7 protein-coding genes are annotated in these 6,197 nt (G+C 75.2%); 5 read left to right on the top strand and 2 right to left on the bottom strand.

The genetic code is table 11. The features are described 5' to 3' along the window. Positions 1-67 precede the first annotated feature (67 nt). Positions 68-1,438 carry a DUF1015 family protein gene (locus ACWGKU_RS10410; RefSeq protein WP_401049386.1) on the bottom strand — a complete coding sequence of 457 codons (1,371 nt, stop codon included), beginning with the start codon at positions 1,436-1,438 and terminating at the stop codon, positions 68-70. 92 nt (positions 1,439-1,530) lie between these two features. Here ACWGKU_RS10410 and ACWGKU_RS10405 point away from each other — a divergent pair, with 92 nt between their 5' ends. Continuing rightward, positions 1,531-2,244, top strand: a complete 714-nt coding sequence (locus ACWGKU_RS10405) for a tetratricopeptide repeat protein (protein WP_452180571.1) — start codon at positions 1,531-1,533, stop codon at positions 2,242-2,244. 203 nt (positions 2,245-2,447) lie between these two features. Then, positions 2,448-3,485, top strand: a complete 1,038-nt coding sequence (locus ACWGKU_RS10400; RefSeq protein WP_359899179.1) for an HAD-IIA family hydrolase — start codon at positions 2,448-2,450, stop codon at positions 3,483-3,485. A 127-nt stretch (positions 3,486-3,612) separates the two neighbouring features. Here the strand turns inward: ACWGKU_RS10400 and ACWGKU_RS10395 are convergent, their stop codons facing one another. Beyond that, positions 3,613-3,960, bottom strand: a complete 348-nt coding sequence (locus tag ACWGKU_RS10395) for an SCP2 sterol-binding domain-containing protein (RefSeq protein WP_359899181.1) — start codon at positions 3,958-3,960, stop codon at positions 3,613-3,615. A 199-nt stretch (positions 3,961-4,159) separates the two neighbouring features. Here ACWGKU_RS10395 and ACWGKU_RS10390 point away from each other — a divergent pair, with 199 nt between their 5' ends. Genes ACWGKU_RS10390 through ACWGKU_RS10380 form a run of 3 tightly spaced genes read left to right on the top strand, consistent with a single transcriptional unit; the run spans position 4,160 to position 6,118 of the window. Next, entirely contained in the window at positions 4,160-5,059 is a 900-nt protein-coding gene (locus tag ACWGKU_RS10390) for a hypothetical protein (RefSeq protein ID WP_452180572.1), read from the top strand. Continuing rightward, positions 5,043-5,276 carry a hypothetical protein gene (locus tag ACWGKU_RS10385; protein ID WP_359899185.1) on the top strand — a complete coding sequence of 78 codons (234 nt, stop codon included), beginning with the start codon at positions 5,043-5,045 and terminating at the stop codon, positions 5,274-5,276. The genes ACWGKU_RS10390 and ACWGKU_RS10385 overlap by 17 nt, the downstream gene beginning before the upstream one ends. Before the next feature lie 35 nt (positions 5,277-5,311). Further along, positions 5,312-6,118 (top strand): TlyA family RNA methyltransferase, encoded by an 807-nt coding sequence (locus tag ACWGKU_RS10380; protein WP_359899304.1) that lies wholly within the window; start codon positions 5,312-5,314, stop codon positions 6,116-6,118. Positions 6,119-6,197: the final 79 nt, after the last annotated feature.

Here is a 6,197-nt window from a genome sequence, read left to right as displayed (position 1 = left end):
CCCTGGAATCCCAGGGAACGGCAGGGCCTCACGGCGTTCCGGCCCGGTGTCCGGCCCGGCGTCGTCGTCAGCCCAGCGCGAGGTTGCGCAGCACCAGCCCAGTGGCCGGCTTCGGCCCGAAGGAGGTGGACTTGCGCGGCATGGTGACGCCCTGTTCGGCCAGCCGTCTCACCACCGACTCCCGGACCGGGTGCAGCAGGACGGCGGTGCCGCCGGTGCGCGCGGCCTCCTGCTCGGCGGCCACGGCGGTGTGCAGGTAGCCGATGTCGTCCGGGCCGTCGGGGACGTGCCAGGTGTGGTCCAGCAGGGTGGCGTGCAGGACGGTGGCATCCAGGTGGCGCCACTCCTCGGGCCGGCCCTGCGGCACGGTGGCGTCGAGCAGGGACTCCTCGGGCTCGCCGAGCAGCCAGTAGACGCCGTCGCCGCCGGTGAGGACGAAGCCGTTGCCGCCGTGCCGCTTCTGCTCGGCGAGGGCCTGGAGCGCGGCGGACAGCGGCCCGGGTACCTCCTTGACCTTCCACTGGTCGCCGAGCCGCTCCAGTGCCTCGGCCATCGGCAGCCGGTACAGCACGCGGTGGATGGCGCGGACCCGCAGCGGGTAGCGGGCGGTGTCCACCAGGAGCACCAGGCCGCGGTCCCAGGGGCTGCGCGGCAGGTGGCGGTGCTCGCGCTGGAGGCGCAGGTACATCTCCCAGCGGTGGTGGCCGTCGGCGATCAGCGCCCGGCAGGTGGCGAGGTCGCGGCTGATCCCGGCGATCTCGGCGGGGTCGGTGACCGCCCACAGCCGGTGGTGGGTGCCGTCGCTGGTGGCGGTGGAGAGCAGCGGCTCGCGCTCGACCGTCCGTTCGATCACGCCGGAGGCGCCGCCGTTGCCCCGGTAGGTGAGCAGCAGCGGTTCCAGGTTGGCCCGGGTGGTGCGCATCAGGCCGACCCGGTCGGCGACCGGCCGCGGCATCACGTCCTCGTGCGGGAGCACCACGCCGCCCTCGCGGCCGCTCACCGCGAGGGCGCCGATCAGGCCGCGCTGGAGCAGTTCGGGGGAGTCGTCGGTGGCCGGCACCCGTTGCTCGTAGACGTAGAGCGCGGGCTCGGGGTCGGCGGCCAGGATGCCCTCGCGTTGCCAGGCGGCCAGGAGCCGGGCGGCGTGCCGGTAGCGGGTGTCGCGGTCGGGGCGGTCGCCGGCGTCCTCGGGTTCGGGCCTGGGAAGGATCAGCCGGACCACGTTGTGCGGGTCGGCGGTCTCCAGGTCGAGCCGGCGGCCCGGATCCACGACGTCGTACGGCGGGGACATCACCGCGGCCAGGGCGCCGACCCGGTCGGGGACGTAGCGCAGGCCGCGGAAGGGGGACAGGGACAGGCCGGCGGTGGCGACGTGCCCGGGATCACCGGGGCCGCCCTCGGGAGTCTCGACTCCGTCTTCTGCACTGGGTGTGCTCATTCTGGGCATCGTAACCGGGTACGCGTTGTTGAGAGATCGGAATGCCCGTGCCGAGTCGTGGGCCGGGTGTGCGACCGAGGGCGAGGTACGGCATGGACGACGGGCAGGAACGGGTGGACGGCGGCGGCCCGGTCGAGTCGGGCGGACCGGTCGGGCCGGTCGGTGCCACCCGCGGGGATGCTCCGGCCGGCGGCGTGCCGGTCCGTGCACCGGGCGACGAAGCACCGGGCGGCGGCGCAGGGGTCGGCAGCGCGGGGGTCGACGGTACCGGGGTCGGAGGGGTGCCGCGGCAGAGCCGTTCCGGGGAGCCCGCCGGGGACGTGTACGACTGGTTCCGAAGGGGTGCCCAGCTGCTGGCCCAGGGGCATCCGGCGGCCGCCGAGCAGCTGCTCGCCCGGGCGGTGGCGGCCGAGCCGCAATCGCGCAGCATCCGGGAGGCGTTGGCGCGGGCCCAGTTCGACGCGGGCTCGTACGCGGCGGCCCTGGGGAACTTCCGTGCCGTGGCGCTCGCGGACCCGGCGGACGACTACGCTCAGTTCGGGTGGGGTGTCGCGGCGGCCCGGCTGGGCGATTTCGAGACTTCCGCCGAGCACCTGGCGCTGGCCGTGGCGATGCGGCCGGAGAGCGACCACTACCGGCAGGCGCTGCGGCAGACCCGCGCGACCCTGGCGGCCCGGGCCGGGGCGTACGGCCCGCTGCTGCCGGGAGCACCCGGGTACGCGGCGCCCCCGGCGGGTGCCGAGGGCCCGGCCGGAGGGTCGGCGGGCGACGCCGGCGCGGGCAACGGTGCCGACGACGGCGCCTGACCGGTCGGCGCGAGGACCGGCCGTACACCGTGACGGACTCCGCGACGGAGACCGTGGCGGACCAGTGACGGAAACCGTGGCGGACCAGTGACGGACGCCGTGACAGGCTCCGCCACGCACGAGTGACGGAAGCCGCGCCGCACGAGGACGTGCGGCGCGGACGACGCAGTGAACGACGACGCAGTGAATGAGGTAGCGCAGCCATGACCGAGACGGCCACCCCCGTGCGACGGACCGCCCCCGGCGGCAGCGAGCGGCCGCTGACCGACGCGTACGACACCGCGCTGCTGGACCTGGACGGCGTGGTCTACGCGGGCGCGCACGCGATCGAGCACGCGGTGGACGCGCTGGACGCCGCCCGCACGGCCGGGATGCGGCTCGCCTACGTGACCAACAACGCCTCCCGCCCGCCGCGGGTGGTGGCGGAGCACCTGACCGAGCTGGGCGTCCCGGCCGAGCCGGCCGACGTGATCAACTCGGCCCAGGCCGCCGCCCGGCTGGTCGCCGAGAAGGTGCCGGCCGGCTCGAAGGTGCTGGTCGTGGGCGGGCTCGGACTGGAGGAGGCGCTGGCCGAGCTGGGGCTGGTCGCGGTCCGCTCGTTGGCCGACGGTCCGCTCGCGGTGGTCCAGGGCTTCGACCCCTCGGTGGGGTGGACGGACCTGGCGGAGGCCTCGTACGCCGTGCAGAGCGGTCTGCCGTGGGTGGCGTCCAACCTGGACCTGACGGTGCCGAGGGCCCGTGGCATCGCGCCCGGCAACGGCACCCTGGTGGCGGCGGTGCGGGCGGCGACCGGGGTGGAGCCGGAGGTGGCGGGCAAGCCGCTGCCGCCGATGCACCGGGAGACCGTGCTGCGTACCGGTGCGGAGCGTCCGCTGGTGGTCGGGGACCGGCTGGACACCGACATCGAGGGCGCGTTCAACGGCGGGGTGGACAGCCTGCTGGTGTTCACCGGGGTGACCACGCCGGAGCTGCTGCTGGCGGCCCCGGTCGAGCACCGGCCGACCTACCTGGCCGCCGACCTGCGCGGACTGCTCGTCCCCCACCCCGCGGTGGCGGCCGTGGACGGCGGCTTCGGGTGCGGCGGCTGGGTCGCGGGCGTCGAGGCCGGTGTGCTGCGGCTGTCCGGGGCGGGGGACCGCTGGGACGGCCTGCGGGCGCTGTGCGCGGCGGCGTGGACGGTGCTGGACGCGGGCGGCGCGCCGGTGGACGGCCGCAAGGCACTGGCCGATCTGGGGTTCTGAGAACAGGTCGGCGGTCGACCCGGGGCCGCCCTCGGCAGCGCCGGGTCCGACGGCCGGGTCCGACGGCACCGGGACGGGTCCGGGACGGGCCCGGCGGCCGAACTCGGGACCGGTTCGGCGGCCCGGCTCAGAGCAGGGTGCGCAGTCGCAGCAGGTCGCGGAAGCCCGCCTCCAGCCTGACCCGGCCGCTCGCCCAGGCGGAGGCGAAGCCGAGCCGCCCGCCGACCAGTGCGACCAGGTCGTCGCTGGTCATGGTGAGCCGGATCTCCGCCTTCCCGGCCGGGGCGCCGGGGGAGACCACCACGTCCTGGATCCGGCCGTCGCGCAGTCGCCCGGTGAAGGTCAGGTCGAGGTCGGTGATCCGGCAGCTGAGCGAACGGTCGAGGGCCGCGGCCTTGCGGACGTCGCCGGTGGACTTCGCCATGTTCCGGCTGAGCTGCTCCAGTGCCTCCCGGCACTCCTCGGCGTTCGCCACGGGGCGGCTCCCTCCCCCGGTCGTTACGGTGCTGACTGCGGGCCACGGTACCTCAGGCGGGTTTTGGCGGTAGCGTCGTCCGTGGGGTGCCCGGACGTCGTCCGTGGGGTGCCCGGAACGGCCCGGGTACTGAGGGCGACGGAGCGACGCGCGTACGCGATTGGGAGGCACCCGGATGCTGCCGAGGACGGTTCGGGGAGTGGTGGAGACCGCCGCCGGAGTGGTCGAGGAGGTCGGCAAGCTGGTCGTCGGGACGGCGACCTCGATCCTGGAGAAGGCCGGGGTGGACGTCGCCGGGGTCGAGCGCCGGCTGGGCGGCCAGTTCCCGCCGTCGGTGGAGACCTTGCAGACCCTGGCCGGGGAGGCGGTCACCGCCGGGCGCGCCGGGGTGGACCTGGCGGTCGGTGTGGCGCGCAACGAGGCGGAGAAGGTCTTCGAGAAGGTCGGCGACCAGGTGACCAAGGTCGGCGTGGTGCTGGCGTACCTGGAGACCAAGCTGCGCGAGGTCGAGGAGGAGGCCCCGGCGGCCGGGTCCGGGCCGGAGTCGTACGAGGCCGAGGAGCCGGTGCCGGCGCCGCGGGCCGGTGACCTGTTCGGGCGCGGCTGGGAGTTCGAGGAGGAGCGCTCGGCGGTCCCGGCGACGGGGGAGCCGATAGTCGCCGAGCGGGTGGAGGTGGACGAGCCGGTCGAGGTCGATCCACCGGTTCCGCCCGTGTCCCGGGCCGCCCCGGTCCCGCCGGAGGCGCCCGCGGCCGAGGAGAGCGCCGCCGGGGAGAGTCCGGCGAAGAAGAGCGCCGCCGGGGAGAGTCCGGCGAAGAAGAGCGCCGCCAAGAAGAGCACACCGAGGAAGAGCGCGGCCGAGAAGCCGGCGACGACGGGGACGGCAGGGAAGGGGACGGCCAGGAAGGGGACGGCGGCCGGGAAGGCCACCGCGAAGAAGAAGACGACGACCGTGAAGAAGACCGCCACCGCCAAGCAGACCGAGGCCCGGTCCGAGGCCGCCACCCGGTCAGGGACGCCCGCGAAGCGTGCCGCGACCAGGAGGACCACCGTCCGCAAGGCCACCAGCACGAAGAAGCCCGATGCCCGGGACGAGTGAACCGCCCGAGTCCGTCCGGGACGCCGGGGCGTCGGACATGATCGCCCCCGTGGAGCCGCTGGGCGTCGAGCCGGTCCTCACCGGCCACCCCGGAGTGGACGCCGGCCTGGCCCGGCTGGAGGCTCTGGACGGGGTCCCGGCCGAGGCACACGTCGCGGTGTACGAAGATGTTCACCAGCGGCTGGTCGACACACTGGCCGCGCTCGATCAGGAATGACCCGCAGGATCCGTAGGAGCTGAACACCAGTGGCAGTGGCACGACGCCGACTCGACGCGGAACTGGTCCGCCGCAAGCTGGCCCGATCGCGTGAGCACGCGTCCGAGCTGATCGCGGCCGGCCGGGTGACCGTCGGCGGCACCACCGCGACCAAGCCGGCCACCCAGGTGGAGACCTCGGCGGCGGTCGTGGTGGCCAAGGACGACAACGACCCCGACTACGTCTCGCGCGGCGGCCACAAGCTCGCCGGCGCGTTCGCGGCCTTCGTACCGCAGGGCCTGGTGGTCGAGGGCCGCCGGGCGCTGGACGCGGGCGCCTCCACCGGCGGCTTCACCGACGTGCTGCTGCGGGCCGGGGCCGCGCGGGTGCTGGCGGTGGACGTCGGGTACGGGCAGCTGGCCTGGTCGCTGCAGAGCGACGACCGGGTCACCGTGATGGACCGCACCAATGTGCGCGAGCTGACCCCGGACCTGATCGGCGGCACCCCGGTGGACCTGGTGGTGGGCGACCTGTCGTTCATCTCGCTGGGCCTGGTGCTCCCGGCCCTCGCCTCCTGCGCGGCCGGGGACGCCGACCTGGTGCTGATGGTCAAGCCCCAGTTCGAGATCGGCAAGGAGCGTCTGGGCAGCGGTGGCGTGGTGCGCAGCCCGCAGCTGCGCGCCGAGATGGTGCGCCAGGTCGCGGGGCAGGCGTGGGAGCTCGGGCTGGGCGTGCGCGCGGTCACCGCGAGCCCCCTGCCGGGGCCGTCCGGCAACGTCGAGTACTTCCTCTGGCTGCGCCGGGACGCCCCGCAGCTGGACCCCGCGGAGGCGGACCGGGCCGTGGCGGAGGGGCCCCGGTAGGGTGCCTTGCGAGCGTCCGGCCCGTCATGCCGTATGGCGCGGCCGCACCGGGGCCAAGGGCGACCCGGCAGGCGTTAGG

The organism is Kitasatospora sp. NPDC054768 (assembly GCF_053612025.1).
Note: the sequence above shows the minus strand (reverse complement) of the source record. Positions and strands in the feature narration are given on the sequence as shown.

Coding starts and splice junctions, on each gene's coding strand:
- ACWGKU_RS10405 (WP_452180571.1), top strand. CDS start 1,531: ATGGACGACGGGCAGGAACGGGTGGACGGCGGCGGCCCGGTCGAGTCG.
- ACWGKU_RS10385 (WP_359899185.1), top strand. CDS start 5,043: ATGCCCGGGACGAGTGAACCGCCCGAGTCCGTCCGGGACGCCGGGGCG.
- ACWGKU_RS10410 (WP_401049386.1), bottom strand. CDS start 1,438: ATGAGCACACCCAGTGCAGAAGACGGAGTCGAGACTCCCGAGGGCGGC.
- ACWGKU_RS10400 (WP_359899179.1), top strand. CDS start 2,448: ATGACCGAGACGGCCACCCCCGTGCGACGGACCGCCCCCGGCGGCAGC.